Here is an 18,755-nt window from a genome sequence, read left to right as displayed (position 1 = left end):
CTGGATATGACCCAGAGTCAGAGAAAGCACTCTGGCGCTTCTCAAAGACTGCTCAATCGCTCAGGAAAACGCTGGCAGCGAGGAAAGCCGCGCAGCCAACATGCTCTCCCCCGATGGCACAGACCGCCTGAAGCGAGCTCAGATAGAGCCAGGCGAAGAGCTAGACGGGCGTGAGTGCGTTATTATCCCTGCCGAACTCTCCTGACTCACCCAGCCATGACGAGCGGCCAAATGAACGGCCAGGTGAACGGCTCCCGGTTATCGCGAGAGCCGGATTGCTCAGTTCGCGCGGTTCGCCATAGCGGCGGCGCGTGCAGCGGCCTTTTCTTCTTCGGTCCATACCTTACGTTCGCGCACTTTCGGCACCTTGACCTGCTTAACCGGGCCGCCACCCAGCACCGGCGCGCGTGCCGTGGAATGACGCGCTTTCTCGCAGTGCCACTCGTGATTTTCATGAACGGTCAATGCGCGCCCGATGGTGCGCTCAACATCATGCAGCCAGGCGCGCTGCTCGGCATCGCACAACGTAATCGCCCGACCGCTGCGCCCTGCGCGGCCCGTGCGACCGATACGGTGCACATATGCTTCAGGCAAGCTGGGCAGATCGTGATTGACCACATGGGTGACTGTATCGACGTCAATGCCGCGCGCGGCGATGTCCGTAGCCACCAGAACGCGTGCACGGCCTTCGCGGAACGCTTCGAGCGCGCGCTCACGCTGACCTTGGGACTTGTTGCCGTGCAAGGCCTCGGCAGTAATGCCCGCCTCGGTGATATGAGAGCAGACCTCGTTGGCAATGTTCTTCTGCAGTGTAAACACGACGGCCTGCCCGACATCAGGCGCACTCAGCAGCGACAACAGGGCCGCCTTCTTGTGCTCCGCATCGAGAAACATGACGGTCTGCTCGATACGATCGACCGTGGTGGACGGCGGCGCGATTTCCACCTTGGCCGGATCGCGCAGCAGACTGTCCACCAGGGCAGCGATGGATTTCGGCATCGTCGCCGAGAAAAGAATCGTATGGCGTTCACTCGGCGTTGCGGCGACAATCTGTTCGATGGGCTTGGCAAACCCCATATCGAGCATCTGATCGGCCTCATCCAGCACCAAAGCTTCGAGGGTCGACAGATCGCAAAGCCCCTGCTCGATCAGATCCAGCAAACGGCCGGGCGCAGCAACGATGATATCGACACCTTCCTTCAGCGCATTGACCTGATGAAACTGGCTAACGCCCCCGAAGATCGTGGTAACGCTGAAGTTCAAATGGCGACCAAATACCTCGAACCCATCGGCAATCTGGCTGACGAGTTCACGCGTCGGAGCCAGAACGAGCACGCGGGCTCCATTCTTCGGTGCGGGGCGTGGGTCAGCCGCCAGACGATGGAGCAGCGGCAGCGCGAAGGACGCCGTCTTGCCCGTTCCCGTCTGAGCCATTCCCAGCAGATCGCGGCCTTGCAAAAGCAGCGGGATGGATTGTGCCTGGATGGGGGTGGGCGTCTTGTAACCAGCCTCGGCAAGAGCCTTGAGAATAGCAGGCGCGAGGGCGAGTTCGTCAAATGTCATGGTCATGATGAAGCAGCGCCTCCGGCGCACAAAATTGGTTGCGCCTTGGCGGGCATTTAGACTGTGGAGGTGCCCTTTTGCGGACGAATCAGCGTCGCGTCAACGCAAACGCGCATTCATGCCCTGATGGTAATCCATTGTGGCAATAAGGATGCGTTTCGGCCCGCCTGCGCCTTGAGGAAGATCCAGATCAGGCCTTTGAAAGCAGCGCAGAGCAAAGCGCGATTGTCTAAACGAATGGCGCGTTAGAAACCGGGAATTACAAGCAATTCGCCGCATCGAGGCAATTTTTCCCATTTTATGGCAAAATTTTTCTCAATACCTCGAACTAGAGCGAAGACCTCTCTCACTAGAAGGGTTGGCACGGTTCTTGCAGGAGGGTGTTCATGAACAGCTTTCTGTCCTCCTCACCCTTCCGCACCGACCGCCTTTCGCGTGTTGCGATCGGCCAGGCCATGCTGACGGAGCAGGTGCCTGAGCTGGTAGTATGTCAGACCGAGCGCCATAGCGGCCTGCTTCTGGTTGAAGCGGGCGTTATGCAAGGCGTGTTCGAGCAGACTACGCTCATAAGCGCGGGTGGCCTCGGTGAAATTCACCCCATCGGGCAGGGCGTCGGACAGAACCAGAGGAGCTGGAGCTTCACGCGCAGGCAACGGAGCGCTCTCAGCCTCTGGCGTGGCAAGCGGACGCAGCCAGTCGGGACCGTTGCGGAACGGGTCGAACACGATATCGTCGAGGGGTCTTTCGGGCCGGTCCATGCGATAGACGCTCCGTTCGACAACATTGCGCAGCTCACGCACGTTGCCGGGCCAGTCATAGCGCATGAGGCGGTCGCGGGCCCCGTCGGAGAACCCGTTGAAAAGCTTGCGCCCGAGGCTTGCGGTCATGCGGGTCGCAAAATGTTCGCACAGGGTCAGGATATCCTCCTGACGGGCGCGCAGGGGCGGCAGCATGACGACGTCGAAAGCCAGGCGGTCGAGCAGATCGGCACGGAAATCGCCCTTCCGCGCCATGGCAGGCAGATCGGCATTGGTGGCGCCGATGATACGCACATCGACATGGATGGTCTCGTTGCCGCCGACGCGCTCGAAACTGCCATATTCAATGACGCGCAGAAGCTTCTCCTGAACCGCCATCGACGCCGAGGCGATTTCGTCGAGAAAGAGCGTGCCGCCATGGGCCTGCTCGAAGCGCGACAGCCTGCGACGCTGGGCACCCGTGAAGGCGCCAGCCTCGTGACCAAACAACTCGCTGTCGAGCAGGCTGTCCGGCAGGGCCGCGCAATTCAGCTTGATGAGCGGTTTATCCCAGCGTGGGGAGAGCAGCGCCAGTCGGGCGGCCACGAGTTCCTTGCCCGTGCCGCGCTCGCCGATGATCAGGGCGGGACGGTCGAGTGGGGCCAGACGCGAGATGTGGTCGAGCATCTCCAGAAAGGCGGGAGATTGTCCGATCGGTGTCGGGTTTTCTTCGTTTCTGGGGGATCGTGCCATTTTATGGCCTGTCTCGCATCTCACGCCTCGGGGCGACCATGTTTCACCCCGGATCGCGTCGCTGACAAGAGAAGCTGGTGTTCTCCTGCAATCATTTCCTGTTAAAATCGTTTCAGCAAAGAAAGAGCATCACAATGGGTATCTTTTCCCGCCTCGCGGATATCGTGAATTCCAACCTCAACGCCATACTGGCCAGCGCAGAAGACCCGGAAAAAATGATCCGGCTCATCATCCAGGAAATGGAAGACACGCTGGTCGAGGTACGCAGCCAGGCCGTGAGCATGATTGCCGAACGCAAGGGGCTTGAGCGCCGTGCCCGCGCCATGGTGCAGGAAGAAGATGAATGGCTGCGCAAGGCCGAACTTGCTCTGACACGCGACCGCGAAGATCTGGCCAAGGGCGCACTCGCCGCCAAATCGACCATCGAGCAGTCGCGCAAATCGCTCGAGCAGCAGATCGCTCAGGTGAATGAAAGCCTCGACCAGCAGCATGACGATATCGGCAAGCTGCAGGCCAAGCTGGCCGACGCAAAATCACGCGAGAAATCGCTCGCGCTGCGCCACAAGGCGGCCACCAACCGCATCAAGACGCGCGAGCGCCTTTACGACACGCGCGTGAGAATGCTTTCAACCGCTTCGAGCAGGTCGAACGCGCGCTTGACGCGCTTGAAGGGAAAGCTGAATCCTACGATCTCGGTCGCGGTCCGGGCGGCACGCGCAAGCCGAGCCTGCAGGAAGAGCTGGCAGGGCTCGAAACCGATATGGCCGTAGAGAACGAACTCGAGGCGCTGCGCGCCAGGATCAAAAGTCGCCAGGGATGAAAACAAGTATGAGACGCGTTGAAAGCAAGGATGGCCTGTCATGAGTCATGGTTCAGGAATCGATCTGGTCGGCCTTGCGGCAGTCGTCATGCCATTCGTTTTGGTCATGTATATCATGACCATTCGCGCCCGCTCGCGCGCGACGGCAAGCAAACTTCAGGAATCCGATCTGGCGGCGCTCAACATGGCCCATGTGCAGACCCGCAGGCTTGAAGAACGCGTCGATCAGCTCGAACGCATTCTGGATGAGGACGTGCGGGATGGAGGACGCGGAGCTTCTCATGATGTCCGTACGCCTGCTTACTCGCCCCGCACGTCGCATTGCTCTGGCAACGCTGCTTCTCTCCGGCCTTGCTGCCGTCAGGCCGGGGCATGCTGCGCCGCAGGTGGTCGTGGATGCGGAAGATCTCGATCTGAGCGTGCCCTGTCTGGGACGCTTCGAGATTACGGTCGATCCGGCCATGAGCGACGGGGTGTCGATCGACAGCTCGGCAACGGGGGGGGCGCATCTCACCATGCGCACGGCCAAGACACAGGGCTCCTCCAAGGTGCTGATCACCAGCAAGAGCTGCGCGCCTGCGGCGAAGGTCGCGATTCTTGTCGCGCCCAGCGTGGGCGTTCTGATTCACGACAGCCACGACACGCATTTCGTCATCAACGGGACGCTGGCCTCACTTGAAGCCAGTCTGGAGGCCGGTCAGCTCGACGCCGACACTGTCCAGTCGCTCGATCTCAGCCTGCGTGGCACCGAGCAGGTGCATATCGCCCATCTCAACCGTGCGGCTCAGGTGGTAGAGACAGGCGCTTCAGGCTCGTGGTCGATCATGCCAGTCTCGACGCCTTTTCGGCCCAGCTTTCCGAAACCAGCCATCTCACCGTTACCGACGGGCGTTTCGATGTGCTCACCCTCATGGTCGAGAATGCTGCAAGCGTCCGTCTGGGCGGCACGGTCAACACGGCAACTGTTTCAGCCAGCGGCACGGGGCTCGTGGCCATTCCGAATGTTAGCGGCGCCCTGACGCGCACTGGCAATGTGCAGGTCGGCCCGCTTGCCGCCACGATCGCGCCAGTCACCGCACCCACTCAGGGCGGGGGACAAGGCGCCATGCCCGGTCCAGCCGTGCCGGCCGCACCCACCGCGCCCACAGCGGCTCCCCCTGTGCCGCCAGTCATGCCGAATACCGGCGCACAGTCAAACATCTCCCGTTCGCCCACGCCACCGGCTCCGCCAGTGGCGCCGCCCGTCCCTTCGGCGGTTGTGGCACCAGCGCCCGACGCAAGCATCTCTGGCCAGTCCAGCGCCGCTACGGCACCAACTGCCACCGCGCCCGCGATGCCCATGCAGGCTGCTCCGCCCCAGGCCGGTTCAGCGCGACCAGCTTCGACCGCACCCGCTCAGGCGCCATCGCCTGCGATGCCGGCCACGACCACACCCGGTGTGACGTCCGCGCAGACACCAACGAGCATACCGGATGAACAGCCTTGGGCGGTGCCCCCTGCGGAAACCGCGAAGTCACGCCAGACATCCCCCGCGCAGAGAACCAACGAGGCGGGCGGCACGCAGGTGGATACTGGCCAGGGAGGCACAACCCAGCCGGGAGCAAGCCAGTCAGGAGCCAGCCAGACAGGCAACTCCGGGAGCGCACCCCGAACCGATGGCACATCCGGCAGGGTGACGGCTGTACCGACACCCACCAGCCCGGCGCCAACCCCACAGGGAGAACAGACAAGGTGATACGGCTAAGCCTCAGCCTCACGCTCGTCATCGGCGCGCTACCGACCCTCGCTCTTGCCAGCCCGGACACGCCGCAGGCGGCGCTCTCGGCGGCGCCTTTCACCCTGACGCTCGACGCGCCTTGCGCCTCGGCCATCACGGTCGAAGGCGCGGCTGGCCAGCAGGAGGGCGCGGTTCTGATACATGAGGGCGATCAGATCCCGGCTGGGCTTTCCTTCACTTCCGACAGTCATTCAGCGCAGCTCGAAGGGCAGCATTGCGAGACCAATGCGCATCTTCGTGTCCCCCTCGGCACCGCCATCATCGCAAAAATGAGCAATTACGGCTCACTGCGCCTCTCTGGCATCAATGGGCCGCTTTCTCTTACACATAAGGGTAGTAGCGAGGTAACAGCCGATCAGGTCACGGCGCTGAGTGTCGATGGAAGCGGTTTTGGCTCCCTCAAGCTTGGCTGGCTACACGGACCTGCTGCGATCACGCTCAGCGGCAGCGGCAATGTCACCATAGGACGTGTCGACGCAAAGAGTTTTACCGCTCTTTCAAGCGGGTTCGGCAATATCACCCTGTCTGACGGCAGGATTGGCACCCTTGATGCTCGGGTGCGCGGTTCAGGCAATTTCGCCTTCGGTGGCATCGCCCGTACGGCTACCCTCGAAGCGAATAACTTTGGCACTGTCACAGTCGATACGGTAACGGGTTCGGTGCATAAAGACGCACACGCTCCGGGCTCGATCACCATCCGTCACGAAACGGCCCCACCCAAAAGCGTCTCTGCCACGCATGCGCTGCTTACCCTGCCCGATGGCACGGTCATTACGGCGCATAATCTGATCAAGCCCGACGGTACAATCGTCTCTTTCGACAATACGGCGAGCGCAAACGACAATTCTGACGAAGAATCGCCAGCACCGCGCCATTATCATTCGGGTCGCTGGGTCCTGATCCTGGCTTTGCTGCTTTTCTTTGCGCTTCGTCGAAAGATCGGCCCTCCGCTGAGCCGCATCGTCGCACGCCTCGGTCTTTCTCCTGGACAACCCGATGCCGAGCCAAGCCATCAACCGCAGATTGCCGAACTGGCCGAGCGGCTCAGGCGTCTCGAGATGCGCGTTGGCGCGGTCGAGCACTGCGTGACCTCGCGCGATTTCCATCTGCATCGCGAATTCCACACCCTCTCTCGCCGGTGTGGATAAGCGCCGCCTTGACACCGCTCCTCAACGGCATGTCCGGAAAAAGAACAAAGGGAAACACGCCATGAGCCGTCTTAGCCTGAGCGCCTTCTCTTTGATGGTGGCCTCGACCTTCGTCGCCCAGAAAGCCGAAGCCCAGGCTCTCAGCCCTTCCTCGCCCGAGGCAGTGCTCGCCGCCGCGCCTTACACGCTGCATATCGAAGCCGGCTGCATCGGTACGCTGCATATCCAGGGCGCCTCGGGGCTGCATGAACATGCCGATATGCACGATGTTCCGGCGGGGCTCTCGTTTCAGGCCGGAGCGCATGATGCCTGGCTGACGGGCAGCGCCTGCGGTGAAGAGGCGACAATCCAGCTCATAGCCGGGGCCGCCATCGTCTCGACGTCCATGAATTACGACGATCTGAAGATCGACTGGGTCGAAGGGCCGCTCTCGTTGCGTCAGGGGCGCGGCACGATCCACGCCGACAAGACGAGCGCCCTCCTCTATCGGGGCAGTGGTCCTGGCGATCTCCTGCTTGGCACGCTCAACGGGCCAGCGATCATCGCCACCTCCGGACCGGGCGATGTCCAGGTCGATACCGCGACCTCACCTTCCATCATCATCGGCGCGACAGGACCGGGCGATGTCACGATACGTGGCGGAACGGTCGATCAGCTTGCCGTGACCCTCTCCGGCCCGGGCGATGCGATTTTCGACGGGGTCGCACGCAACGCTACGCTACGCACCAGCGCCTCTGGCGACATCCGGGTGCATCAGGTTCTGGAAGAGGAACATATTCATTCCAGCTCGAGCGGCTCGATAGAGATCGCGCAGAAAGCAGCGCATGGTCGGGTCGCAACGGAAGCTGGCGAGCAGAGCCACACTCAAAGCGGCACCAGCATTACCGCGGGCGATATGATCCTGCCCGACGGAACTCGCATCAACGCCCATCGCATGATCAAGCCCGATGGCGCGGTAGTCGATTTCGACGCCCTGCGCCATATGGGCAGCGAGGCAACGCCACCGACCCCGCCTGAGCCTCCGGAACCACCCGAACCGCCAGAGCCACCCGAACCACCTGTGTCCTCCGTCTCGACGGGCAGCGATACGTCGCATGAGAGCGCGCATTCACCCTCCGACAAGCATCCCAAAGCCACCTATAACCTGAAGGTCTCCTCCGACTCCGACGGTGTGGTTCCCGGTGTGATCGTGCTGGTGGTGCTCGCCATCGCCCTGCTGCGCCGACGGCTCATCCCGAAGCTCATTCCACTGCTCCACTCTTTCAACCCCAGTTTTGCCAGACGTTGAGCCGTTTCTGCTGTCGCTGATGGCAAAAGTCTCTACACCCATGCCGCAGACCCAATTGCCACAGCTTCTGGACCTGACTCAGAGATTGCAGAAGCTCGATAAACGCGTGAGCGCGGTCGAAACCTGCGTGACCTCTCGCGACTTCCATTTGCATACGCAGTTCCGCGATCTGGACCGTAAAGGCGGCTGACGGGATCGCACCCTGCGCCGATGGCTCTTGACCATGCCTCCGACCCGCCTTCTGGGGCAGGGTTAGGGCTTTGACGTGGCGTCTCAGTCAGGCTAGGGCTTGAGTCATGATCCTCCCTGATGGCGGCTGCTGACCGTGAATTTAATCCTCGATCCTGTCGCGGCCATTGGGCGTGCCTTTCTCGGCATTGTGCGCAAGGCCGGTGCGCTAGCGCTTTTCGCGCTGGCCGGGCTGTCTCACCTGCTGCGGCCGCCTTTCTACTGGGGCGTGTTCTTCAACAGCCTGATCGAGATCGCCTTCTACTCGCTGCCTGTCGTGGCGCTTACCGCCATCTTTTCGGGCGGCGTCATCGCGCTGCAATCCTATGCCGGCTTCGCCCAGTATCACGTGCAGAGCGCCATTGCAGGCATCGTCGTTCTGGCTGTGGTGCGTGAACTCGGCCCGGTTCTGGCGGGCCTCATGGTAGCTGGCCGCGTCGGTGCCGCCATGTCGGCCGAGATCGGCACCATGCGCGTGACCGATCAGATCGACGCCCTACGCACGCTCTCGACCGACCCGATGAAATATCTGGTCACCCCGCGCCTGCTGGCGGGCACTCTGGCCCTGCCCTTTCTGGTGCTGGTGGCCGATATTCTGGGTGTGCTGGGCGGGTTTACCGTTTCTGTTTCCAAGCTAGGCTTCGACCCACAGAACTACATTGTGGCGACCTTCAACGCGCTGAAGCCGCTCGACGTGATTGTCGGCCTTTCGAAAGCCGCCGTATTCGGCTTCATCATCAGTCTGATGGGCTGCTATCACGCTATACCAGCCGTGGCGGCGCCGAGGGCGTAGGCTCTGCAACCACCGCCGCCGTCGTAGCAGCCTCGATCCTGCTTCTGGCCTTCGATTACCTCCTGACGGATCTGTTCTTCGCCTCATGAGCGCCCTGCCCAAGATCCGCATTCGCGGCCTGACCAAATCCTTCGGCTCGAAAACCGTGTTGGACGGTATCGATCTCGATGTCGAAGCTGGCACGTCTTTCGTCGTCATCGGCGGATCGGGCAGCGGCAAATCGGTGCTGCTGCGCTGCATTCTGGGGCTGATTACGCCTGATTCCGGCACGATCGAAATCGACGGCGAGAACGTCCTGACCGCCTCGCCCGCGCGACGCATCGCATTGATCGAACAGATCGGCATGCTGTTCCAGAATGCCGCCCTGTTCGACTCCATGAGCGTGGCCGACAACATCATGTTCGGCCTGCGCGCCAAGGGACGCGGCAAGGCGCATCGCCTGACCAAAATCCAGGCGCGCGAGCAGGCTGGCGATATTCTCAAGCAGGTCGGTCTCGACCCGTCAGTCGGCGCCCTCGCTCCGTCTGAACTCTCAGGCGGCATGCAAAAGCGTGTCGGTCTGGCGCGCGCCATCGCGGGCACGCCCAATATCCTGTTTTTCGACGAACCCACGACAGGGCTCGACCCCATCATGGGTGCCGTCATTGACGGGCTTATCGTGGATTGCGTCAAGCGCCTCGGCTCGACTGCCATAGCCATCACCCATGACATGGCCTCTGCCCAGCGCATCGGCGATCAGGCCGCCATGCTTTATCACGGCAAACTGGTCTGGAAGGGGCTTGCTTCCGAGCTGATGAATAGCGGCAACGCATGGTTGATCAGTTCACCCATGGGCGCAAGGATGGGCGATCGGGATGGAATTGCGTAAGTAAGGGGTAAGCATTCTTTTTCGCAAAAGAGAACCAAAAAACTCTCATTCGTCATGAGCCCCGAAACTAAGGTGTTCGGATCTCACCTAATTTCAAAAGTCTTTTTGCTTCTTTTTCTCCAGAAAAAGTATATCCCTTTCTGTTCTTGTTATGTTTCCACGCCTGCCCTATCTTTCAGCATGAACCTCTCGCCTGAAAGACCCCTAGAATGGCCAAGCGTCCCACTGCCCGTTTCGTGTGTCAGGGCTGCGGCACCATTACCAGCAAATGGTCGGGGCGTTGCGATGGATGCGGCGAGTGGAACACCATTGTCGAAGAAGCAGTCGAACCCACGAACCGTGAGAGCCGCAAGCGCGCTGGCAAGCTGACACTGATGCATCTGGACGGCGATCTGACACCGCCGCCCCGTATCGAAACATCGATTGCGGAATTCGACCGCGTGCTCGGTGGGGGGCTGGTGCCCGCCTCGGTGGTGCTGGTGGGCGGCGATCCGGGTATTGGCAAATCCACCCTGCTGCTGCAGGCCACCTGTGCCCTGGCCAAGGCGGGGCGGCGCGTGCTGTACGTGTCGGGCGAAGAAGCGGTGGACCAGATACGCCTACGCGCGCGTCGCCTGAAACTGGAGGCGCCGACGCTCGATCTGGCGGCCAGCATCAACGTGTCGGAAATCGCCAGCTCGCTGGAGCAGGACCGCGAGCATAATGTGGTGGTAATCGATTCCATCCAGACCATGTGGCTCGAGAGCATCGAAAGCGCACCGGGCTCGGTGGCGCAGGTGCGCGCCTGTGCTTTCGAGCTGATCCGCCTCGCAAAAACAGTCGGTTTCTCACTCGTGCTTGTCGGACACGTCACCAAGGAGGGCGCACTGGCTGGTCCGCGCGTGCTGGAGCATATGGTCGATGCCGTCATGTATTTCGAAGGCGATCGCGGCCATCAATTCCGCATTCTTCGCGCTGCGAAAAACCGTTTCGGGGCGACGGATGAAATTGGCGTTTTCGCCATGACCGATACGGGGTTGACGGAAGTACCTAACCCTTCCGCCCTGTTTCTGGCCGAAAGACGCGGCAATATCGCCGGCTCGGCAGTTTTCGCCGGTATGGAGGGGACGCGCCCTGTCCTACTGGAGATTCAGGCGCTCGTTTCCCCCAAGGCAGGTGAAGGCGCTGCACGACGCGCCGTGGTTGGCTGGGAAACTGCACGGCTGAACATGCTACTGGCCGTGCTGGAAGCCCGTTGCGGGCTCAAAATGGCAGGGATGGACGTACATCTGAATATCGCAGGTGGTCTGCGTATCAGCGAACCTGCTTGCGACATGGCCGTGGCGGCGGCCCTGATCTCCGCTGCGACGGGCGTACCGACCTCGTCAGGGGCCACCTATTTCGGTGAAGTTGGTCTGTCGGGCGAAGTGCGTCAGGTGTCCCAGACCGATCTGCGCCTGAAGGAAGCGCAGAAACTCGGCTTCGCTCAGGCCATATTGCCGCGTCGTATCGCGAGCGGCGCCGTACGACCCAAACCTCCGGAAGGTCTGGCACTCAAGGAAATCGGGCATCTCAACGATCTGGTCGAGCTTTTCCAGCCAGTCGAAGACTGAATTCATCAACACACATGCGCCAGCAAGCGACAAGCACTCAGTGGCTACCCGGATAAGCTACGCTTAATGTCATTAAGAAATTCAAGACATAGCTCATCTTGCATACCTGTTTCTCATGTTTAAACGGACAGTGAAGAGGCAGAAATTTTTCGATCAGTTCTGACATCGATTCTTTGCGCCACTGTTTTCACTCTGTGTCCGCTTGAAATAAAGCGAGGCGGGATTTGCTTTGCCCTACCACGTCGCTCCGGGAGCTCGGTTTATGCTGGCTGCGCCATCTTCTCGCCTTGACAGGCTGCGTCTCTCTGCCTTTTTCCGGTACGGACACCGCAGCGTTATGGAAAACCCAGTCTTTATATGCGTAGCCTTTTCAGCGTGCATGTCGTTATTTTTGCTCTTGTCGTTTGGGGCACGGCGGTCACAACCCCGTATCTCGACATGCTGACATGGCAACATGACGCCCTCGACGCGCTGAAGGCCAACAATGCTACGGTCTGGCTCAGTCATCTATTGCACCCTCACAACGAACACCGACTTGCCTTTGTGCGTGTGCTGACACTGCTCGATCTCACATTCGGCGGCGGGCGAGAAACAATTTTCATCATGACGACGCTTCTGGCCGTTATCGTCATTGCCGGGCTTTTATGGCGGGTCATGACAGAGCAGACCCGCGCCAAAGACAGGCTGCTGGCGCTCGTCGTCCCGATGCTGATCCTCAGCAGCACAGCGGCGCTCGATATCGGCCTGCCGATCAATTGCGTCTATCCGCTTTCTCTCGTTTTTTCCGTAGCCGCCATTGTGCTTTTTGCGCGCGCCACGATTGCGCTGCGTAAAATCCGCGCCTTCTCATGGGAGCGATGCTGTGTGCGCTTCTCTCTCCTTTCGGCAACATGACCGGTCTCGTCATCTGGCCTGTACTGACCTGGCTCGGCTGGCGGGCAAAAGCGGGATTACGCGTTTCCCTTATCACCCTTTCTCTGGGCCTCGTCGAAGCAAGCCTCTATCTGTGGCATGACCTGCCCGCCCATGCGTCGGGCGACACCCCATATGGCTTGGGCAGCTTGGTGCGACTGGGCGCCTATGCTGGCGTGTTTCTGGGGCTGCCCTTTTCTCGCCTCGCTGCCCTCACCCTGCCTGCCATCGGGTTTGGCTTGTGTCTGGGGCTCGTCGCCAGCGCCATTCTCGTTGCCGACTGCCTAAGCAAGAAACCGGCCACGCGCGCCTCACTGGTCTCTACCGGATTGATCCTCACCGGCCTCGGGGTCGCCATGATGGCAAGCCTGGGACGCGCCAATGAAAGCACCGAGCTGATCGCCCCGGCACGTTACTCCATTTACGTGGTTCTGTTCCACACCGGACTGGTCATGCATGCGCTTCTCTGGCTTCGCACGCACCCGTACCACAACCGACCGCTCGACCTGAAAACAGGCATGGGTTTTGCCATGCTGCTCGTGCTGTTTCAGGCCGTCTCAGGTCTGGCTGGACTGAAAGCGGCCCATGATCTTCGCGACGTCGTGATATCCTGGCAGCCGGGCTTGCAGGACGCTCGCTATACGAAGCTGGTTTTTCCAGATCTTTCCTATGCCGAAACGGTACGACGCGACGTGGAGGCGTATCTCCTGACCCGTTGACGCCCGTCCATCACGCCCTTCGACAGAGCTCTCTTGCCTTGACAAGCTGACCCTGCTTCTTGAAGCGAAAAGGAACAACACAGGAAGATACATCATGACCCAGACCCTGGTGGCCGAAACGCAGCTGGATACGGTCGTGAAAAAAAGCCTGTTTCGCGTTCATGCCGCGCCTGTTGCGAGCGAGGAAGAAGCCAGCACTTTTTTCGAACGCGTACGCGACATTGACGCCACCCATAATTGCTGGGCCTGGCGGCTCGGCGGACGCTATCGCAGTTTCGATGATGGCGAGCCGGGCGGGACGGCGGGGCGGCCTATTCTGCAGGCCATCGACTCACAGGAATTCGACCGCGTGGCCGTGATTGTGGTGCGCTGGTTTGGTGGCATCAAGCTTGGCGCCGGAGGCCTGGTGCGCGCTTATGGCGGGGCTGCTGCGTCCTGCCTCAAGCAGGGCGAGGCGATCGAGATCGTCCCCATGCAGCGTATCGGCTTTCATGCCCCTTTCGGAGTTTTGCCTATTATTCAGGCGCGTCTCGGCGACTGGAGCGCGATACAGGAAAGCTGCCGGTTCGATGAAAGCGGTGCCGGGCTGGAAATTTCCCTGCCGCTGCGCGACGCGGCGTCTGTCAAAAATACCTTGCAGGATCTGTTACGCGGTGCCCCCATCAAGGTACTCAATGATGACGATGAGACCGTTTGCGAATAAGCCCGGATCAACGCGAAGGTGAAACGACCATGCGGGTTTGACGCTCCCGGCTTTCCTTCCTACGGTAACGCATCATGTTACGATCGTAGGATCCCTTTTCATGCCTGTTTTCAGACATGCCGCCGCTCTGGCAGCTGTTGCACTACCCCTTCTCTCCTCAACGGCACTGGCCGCCCCAAGCAATCCGCTCTTCCAGGCAAGCCCATTACCGTATCAGGCTCCCCCTTTCGACAAGATCAAGGACAGCGATTACGGGCCCGCATTCGAAAAAGGCATGGCAGACCAGCTTAAGGAAATGCTGGCCATCGCCAATAACAAGGCCGCGCCGACCTTCGACAACACGATCGTCGCCATGGAGCGTTCGGGTCAGTTGCTGGGTCGCGTGCAGAGCGTTTTCTATGGTGTCTATTCGGCTGACAAAGACGACGCCATGGATGCCATCGACAGCAAGGAAGCCCCCAAGCTCAGCCAGCATTCGGACGAGATCTATCTCAACCCGAAGCTCTTCCATCGTGTGAAGACGCTGTATGATAACCGCGCCAAGCTGAATCTGAACCCTGAGCAAGCCATGCTGCTTGAGGTGACGTATCAGCAATTCGTGCATTCAGGCGCCGAGCTGTCGCATCCCGACCAGCAGAAGCTGCGCGCGATCAACACTCAGCTCTCGAAGCTGGAAACGGCCTATAACCAGAAGCTGATCGCAAGCTCCAAGGCTGGCGCGCTTGTGGTTGACAAAAAGGACGCCCTTGCCGGGCTCGATGACGGCGCCGTTGCCTCTGCCCAGAAGGCAGCTGAAGGCCGCAAGCTGTCGGGGAAATATGTTCTGCCGCTACAGAACACGACACAGCAGCCCGATCTGGCGTCGCTGACCGATCGCACCACGCGTGAAGCCCTGTTCAACCAGAGCTGGACGCGCGCTGAAAAGGGCGATGCCAACGACACCCGCCAGACCATTGCCGAAATCGCCCAGCTGCGTGCTGAAAAAGCCGCGCTCTTCGGTTATGCAAATTACGCCGCCTATACGCTTTACGACCAGATGGCCAAGACTCCGGCCGCAGTGAACAGCTTTATTCACCAGCTGGTGCCAGCGACCGCAGCCGAGCAGCATCGCGAAGCCGCCGAGCTGCAAAAGGCGATCGGTGAGAACCACCAGAATTTCACGCTCAAGCCCTGGGACTGGAATTTCTACGCAGAGCGCGTGCGCAAGCAGAAATTCGACCTCAACCAGAATGACGTAAAGCCCTATTTCGAGCTGCACACCGTGCTGACAGACGGCGTGTTCTTTGCCGCCAACCAGCTTTACGGAATCACCTTCGAGCCGCGCAAGGACATCCCAGTCTACAACCCTGACGTGATGGTGTTCGAAGTGAAGGACAAGGACGGCTCGCCGCTTGGTCTGATGTATTTCGATTATTTCAAGCGCGACAACAAATCGGGTGGCGCCTGGATGTCGAATTTCGTAGGTCAGAGCGATCTGCTGAAGACGCGCCCTGTCATCTATAACGTGGCGAATTTCACCAAGGCGGCTCCGGGCCAGCCGCAGCTCATCACGTCTGATGACGTGACGACCATGTTCCATGAATTCGGTCACGCACTGCACGGCCTGTTTGCCAGCCAGACCTACCCGTCGCTTTCGGGAACGGCAGTGGCGCGCGATTTCGTCGAATTCCCGTCACAGTTCAACGAAAACTGGGCGATGGACCCGAAAGTGTTCGCGCATTACGCGCGTCACTACAAGACTGGCGCGCCCATGCCTGCCGAACTGGTCGAGAAGATCAAGAAGGCCGCCCATTTCAATCAGGGATATGCGCTGGGTGAAATCGTGGCTGCTGCCCAGCTCGACATGTCCTGGCACGGCATCTCGGCCGACGCGCCGCGGCAGGATGTCGATCAGTTCGAAGCCAAGGCGCTCAACGAGACCGGTCTCGATGTCGCGGATGTACCGCCGCGCTATCGTTCCAGCTATTTCCTGCATATCTGGGGCAATGGCTATTCGGCTGGCTATTATGCTTATCTCTGGACCGAGATGCTGGATCAGGACGTGTTCTCGTGGTTCCAGTCCCATGGTGGTCTGACCCGTGAAAACGGTCAGCGCTTCCGTGACATGATCCTGTCCAAGGGTCACACCATGGATTACGGCCCGATGTTCAAAGCCTTCTATGGCAAGGACCCTGAGATCGGCCCGATGCTCGCCCATCGTGGCCTCCTTCCTGCCGCAAAGTGATATCGAAGGGCCTGCTCTCACCCATGAGAAGCAGGCCCTTTGGTCTTCCTGATTCCTGCCCATCCTCGAAGATTCGCCTGCATGAACAAGGTGCACGAAGACGGTAGCAGGACTAAAAGCCGCTCAGTAAGTGGCCGCGATATTGAACAGGAACGACCTGCCGATGCTGGGTGTGACACGATTACTGAACAGATTGCTGTAATTCAGGCGGTTGCCGAGATTATAGCCGTTCATTGCGATCTTCCAGTGCTTCGAAATAGTATGAGAAATCATGGCATCGAAATTGACAGTGGCTGGCACGCGCGCCGTATTGGCAGCATCGAGCCAGACGGCCTGGCGCCAGGTGATGCCACCACCCACACTGACATTATAGGGTGTCTGCGGTGCGATGTCGTAGGTGGTCCATAACGTCGCGGAGTTTTTGGGAACATATTGGATACGTTTGCCAAGATTGGCCGGCGTATTCGACCCGGTCACGCTGCTATCGTAGAGTGCATAGGTCCCGATCACGCTCCAATGCTTGGTGATATTACCCGACGCACTCAGTTCCAGACCCTGGTTTCTCTGCTGATCGGATGATGACGACACATCACCGGTCGTCGGGTCGGTAAGCGTCGCGTTGCTTTTTTCCAGACGGAAAAGCGCCGCCGTGAAGCCCATACGTCCATTGAAAGCGTTATATTTCGCCCCTAATTCGTAAAGTCTGCTGCGCTCAGGAGAAAAGCCGTTATCTGTCAGATAGGGCGCGTTACTGTTCGTGACGTAGAGGCTGGTCGGGGTGGTCGATTCAGCCCAGTTGAAATACACCATGATGTCGTCATTTGGCGTGTACATGAGGCTGACAGTCGGGTTCACGGTCAGTTCGGACTGCGAGAAGTGACTATCCGGCGTTGTCTTCACCCCTCCTGTCGCAGAGTAGTCACTCCACCACTGATCAAGCCGAAACCCGCCTTTGATCGAGAACCATTTGGTGAGCCAGATCTGATCGGAAAAGAAGAAGCCGATATCGGTTGCGGCACCATCCTTGTAACATTTTTTACCCACGCCATTGGTATATTGGCCAGACCGGCGGGATTTTGGGCACAATTTAAACGCTGCAGCCCCGGCACAATTGCTGACGGTTCGAGAAGGTTCGTACCGCCGCGTGTCATGTTGTAGGGGTAGTTCTTACGATGGTCTTCAACATGCTCGATGTCGAACCCGCTGATCATTTCATGCCTGACCGAGCCGGTCCTGAAGCGTGCGACCCCGGAAAAGACATTCTGGATTGACCAGTCACTCTGCCTGTAAGGATTGGGACCGCCTAACCCGCCATTGCGGACAATTTGTGCAGTCTGCGGCGCGTTGGAGAAAAAAGCACGCGTACAGGCCACATTACAATTCGACTGCGACGCAGAGAAATAGCGGTGATAGATGCCGCCCTTCGTGTCGTTGCTAAGCGTCAGCCAGGGCAGAACCTTGGCGGTCAGACGCCCACTGATCATATCGGTGCTGATATTATCCTTGTCGAACGTCGTGCCGTACCAGTTGGTGCGCGGCAATCCAAATTCCGTGAGAGGACGGCCTATTGAAGTTCCCGGCTTTGTCACGACCCAGACACCATAATCCGGGATACGATTATCGTTCTGATGAAAATAATCGAGCGTATAGGATATCTTTTTCCCCAACCCGAAAGTGATTGAGGGCGCAATACCCCAGCGATGCGAGAACACGGAATCACGCCCGACAACGTCATTGCTGTTTCCCATGGCGGAAAGCCTGACGGCAATCGTTTCAGTCAGTTGACGGTTGATATCGATCGTACCGCGATAATAGGATCCTGTCCCACCCGAAAAATTCGCCGCGTAGCTGTTGCCGCTATGCGGCGCCTTCGTCACAATATTGATAGCGCCCCCAGTGGTTCCATTACCGAACACTTCCGATGAGGGGCCTTTGATGACCGATACATGGTCGTAGTAAAAACTGTCACGGGTGTAGACACCGAAGTCACGTAACCCGTTTTCGTAGATATCATTCTGCGCCTGAAAACCCCGGATCAGAAACTGGTCACCCGACATGCCGCCTTCGCCCTCGCCAACCGAGGCCGTAATACCCGGTACGTTTCTGAGCGCCTCATCGAGCGATTTGACATTCTGCTGCTCCATCAAAGCCTGTGGCACGACATTGATGGTCTGGGGCGTGTGCATCACGTCCTCGGGCATACGACCGAGCCCGACAGGCTCGCGCAAAATGTTCATCCTGCTCCCCGTGACGAGAATATTTTCCTCGCCATGAGGGGCCGGATCCTTATCGAGGCTCTTCGTATTGTTCAAAGAGCGCGCAAGCGTGTCACCCTGGTTCCTTTCGATCCCCCCAGCTTTCGGATCAGGAAACTGCTTTTGTTCCCCATCCGACGAGTCATCAGGCGACGCTGCCTCCGCAGGGGTAAGATATGATCCACTACAGATGAGAGTCAGGCCAGCAACAACTGGCACGGAAGACCGAAGCCGGATACGAGAATGCATTTCTTGGGGGCCTTTTGGTTATCATTACCTTCGATCCACTCATAGATGCGAAAGTTTCTCATTATCAAACCATAGAAAGACTGCGACAAAAAATGTCATCTCAAATTTAAGTGTAAGCTAATCGCT

At 59.3% G+C, this 18,755-nt stretch carries 13 protein-coding genes and 3 pseudogenes; 13 read left to right on the top strand and 3 right to left on the bottom strand.

The window, feature by feature from the left end; translation table 11 throughout:
- Positions 1 to 279: 279 nt before the first annotated feature.
- Both JCM25414_RS03075 and pspF read right to left on the bottom strand, forming a co-directional pair.
- Entirely contained in the window at positions 280 to 1,569 is a 1,290-nt protein-coding gene (locus JCM25414_RS03075) for a DEAD/DEAH box helicase (RefSeq protein ID WP_025840689.1), read from the bottom strand.
- 401 nt (positions 1,570 to 1,970) lie between these two features.
- On the bottom strand, positions 1,971 to 3,053 hold the full coding sequence (pspF, locus tag JCM25414_RS03070; RefSeq protein WP_025840688.1) for a phage shock protein operon transcriptional activator: 1,083 nt from the start codon (positions 3,051 to 3,053) through the stop codon (positions 1,971 to 1,973).
- A gap of 134 nt (positions 3,054 to 3,187) precedes the next feature.
- On the opposite strand from pspF, the gene JCM25414_RS16560 reads away from it, so the two are divergent.
- From JCM25414_RS16560 to JCM25414_RS03005, 13 genes and pseudogenes are all read left to right on the top strand, one after another.
- On the top strand, positions 3,188 to 3,823 hold the full coding sequence (locus JCM25414_RS16560; RefSeq protein WP_456303447.1) for a PspA/IM30 family protein: 636 nt from the start codon (positions 3,188 to 3,190) through the stop codon (positions 3,821 to 3,823).
- Between the two features lie 90 nt (positions 3,824 to 3,913).
- Positions 3,914 to 4,552, top strand: coding sequence for an envelope stress response membrane protein PspB (locus JCM25414_RS24355; RefSeq protein WP_081775768.1), 639 nt, complete (start codon positions 3,914 to 3,916; stop codon positions 4,550 to 4,552).
- Between the two features lie 135 nt (positions 4,553 to 4,687).
- A complete protein-coding gene (locus JCM25414_RS23290) occupies positions 4,688 to 5,608 on the top strand; it encodes a hypothetical protein (RefSeq protein ID WP_081775767.1) in 921 nt (306 codons plus the stop codon).
- Positions 5,605 to 6,798, top strand: a complete 1,194-nt coding sequence (locus JCM25414_RS03050; RefSeq protein WP_025840686.1) for a GIN domain-containing protein — start codon at positions 5,605 to 5,607, stop codon at positions 6,796 to 6,798. Before JCM25414_RS23290 ends, JCM25414_RS03050 begins: the two co-directional genes overlap by 4 nt.
- 61 nt (positions 6,799 to 6,859) lie before the next feature.
- Positions 6,860 to 8,086 (top strand): GIN domain-containing protein, encoded by a 1,227-nt coding sequence (locus JCM25414_RS03045; protein WP_025840685.1) that lies wholly within the window; start codon positions 6,860 to 6,862, stop codon positions 8,084 to 8,086.
- Positions 8,087 to 8,105: 19 nt separating this feature from the next.
- Positions 8,106 to 8,276: a hypothetical protein gene (locus tag JCM25414_RS23285; RefSeq protein WP_206777944.1), complete on the top strand. Its 171-nt coding sequence runs from the start codon at positions 8,106 to 8,108 to the stop codon at positions 8,274 to 8,276.
- Positions 8,277 to 8,411: 135 nt separating this feature from the next.
- Positions 8,412 to 9,196 (top strand): annotated as a pseudogene (locus JCM25414_RS16550) (MlaE family ABC transporter permease).
- Positions 9,193 to 9,979: pseudogene (locus JCM25414_RS16545) on the top strand (ABC transporter ATP-binding protein). The pseudogenes JCM25414_RS16550 and JCM25414_RS16545 overlap by 4 nt, the downstream one beginning before the upstream one ends.
- Before the next feature lie 205 nt (positions 9,980 to 10,184).
- Positions 10,185 to 11,567 (top strand): DNA repair protein RadA, encoded by a 1,383-nt coding sequence (gene radA / locus JCM25414_RS03025; protein ID WP_025840684.1) that lies wholly within the window; start codon positions 10,185 to 10,187, stop codon positions 11,565 to 11,567.
- Between the two features lie 357 nt (positions 11,568 to 11,924).
- Complete coding sequence (locus JCM25414_RS03020; RefSeq protein WP_025840683.1) at positions 11,925 to 12,461, top strand: hypothetical protein; 537 nt, start codon at positions 11,925 to 11,927, stop codon at positions 12,459 to 12,461.
- A complete protein-coding gene (locus JCM25414_RS03015; protein WP_025840682.1) occupies positions 12,458 to 13,198 on the top strand; it encodes a hypothetical protein in 741 nt (246 codons plus the stop codon). The genes JCM25414_RS03020 and JCM25414_RS03015 overlap by 4 nt, the downstream gene beginning before the upstream one ends.
- 94 nt (positions 13,199 to 13,292) lie before the next feature.
- On the top strand, positions 13,293 to 13,901 hold the full coding sequence (locus JCM25414_RS03010; RefSeq protein WP_025840681.1) for an IMPACT family protein: 609 nt from the start codon (positions 13,293 to 13,295) through the stop codon (positions 13,899 to 13,901).
- Positions 13,902 to 14,001: 100 nt separating this feature from the next.
- On the top strand, positions 14,002 to 16,125 hold the full coding sequence (locus JCM25414_RS03005) for a M3 family metallopeptidase (RefSeq protein WP_025840680.1): 2,124 nt from the start codon (positions 14,002 to 14,004) through the stop codon (positions 16,123 to 16,125).
- A 123-nt stretch (positions 16,126 to 16,248) separates the two neighbouring features.
- Here the strand turns inward: JCM25414_RS03005 and JCM25414_RS16540 are convergent.
- A pseudogene (locus JCM25414_RS16540) lies at positions 16,249 to 18,629 on the bottom strand (TonB-dependent receptor).
- Positions 18,630 to 18,755 lie beyond the last annotated feature (126 nt).

It is taken from the genome of Asaia platycodi JCM 25414, assembly GCF_000614545.1.
GTDB classification, from domain to species: domain Bacteria; phylum Pseudomonadota; class Alphaproteobacteria; order Acetobacterales; family Acetobacteraceae; genus Asaia; species Asaia platycodi.
The sequence above is the reverse complement of the archived record's forward strand: the minus strand, read 5'-3'. Positions and strand labels throughout refer to the sequence as shown.

Bases quoted from the DNA above. Each gene is read 5' to 3' on its own strand.
- JCM25414_RS03075 (WP_025840689.1), bottom strand. From the start codon at position 1,569: ATGACCATGACATTTGACGAACTCGCCCTCGCGCCTGCTATTCTCAAG.
- pspF (WP_025840688.1), bottom strand. From the start codon at position 3,053: ATGGCACGATCCCCCAGAAACGAAGAAAACCCGACACCGATCGGACAA.
- JCM25414_RS16560 (WP_456303447.1), top strand. From the start codon at position 3,188: ATGGGTATCTTTTCCCGCCTCGCGGATATCGTGAATTCCAACCTCAAC.
- JCM25414_RS24355 (WP_081775768.1), top strand. From the start codon at position 3,914: ATGAGTCATGGTTCAGGAATCGATCTGGTCGGCCTTGCGGCAGTCGTC.
- JCM25414_RS03045 (WP_025840685.1), top strand. From the start codon at position 6,860: ATGAGCCGTCTTAGCCTGAGCGCCTTCTCTTTGATGGTGGCCTCGACC.
- JCM25414_RS23285 (WP_206777944.1), top strand. From the start codon at position 8,106: ATGGCAAAAGTCTCTACACCCATGCCGCAGACCCAATTGCCACAGCTT.
- radA (WP_025840684.1), top strand. From the start codon at position 10,185: ATGGCCAAGCGTCCCACTGCCCGTTTCGTGTGTCAGGGCTGCGGCACC.
- JCM25414_RS03020 (WP_025840683.1), top strand. From the start codon at position 11,925: ATGCGTAGCCTTTTCAGCGTGCATGTCGTTATTTTTGCTCTTGTCGTT.
- JCM25414_RS03015 (WP_025840682.1), top strand. From the start codon at position 12,458: ATGACCGGTCTCGTCATCTGGCCTGTACTGACCTGGCTCGGCTGGCGG.
- JCM25414_RS03010 (WP_025840681.1), top strand. From the start codon at position 13,293: ATGACCCAGACCCTGGTGGCCGAAACGCAGCTGGATACGGTCGTGAAA.
- JCM25414_RS03005 (WP_025840680.1), top strand. From the start codon at position 14,002: ATGCCTGTTTTCAGACATGCCGCCGCTCTGGCAGCTGTTGCACTACCC.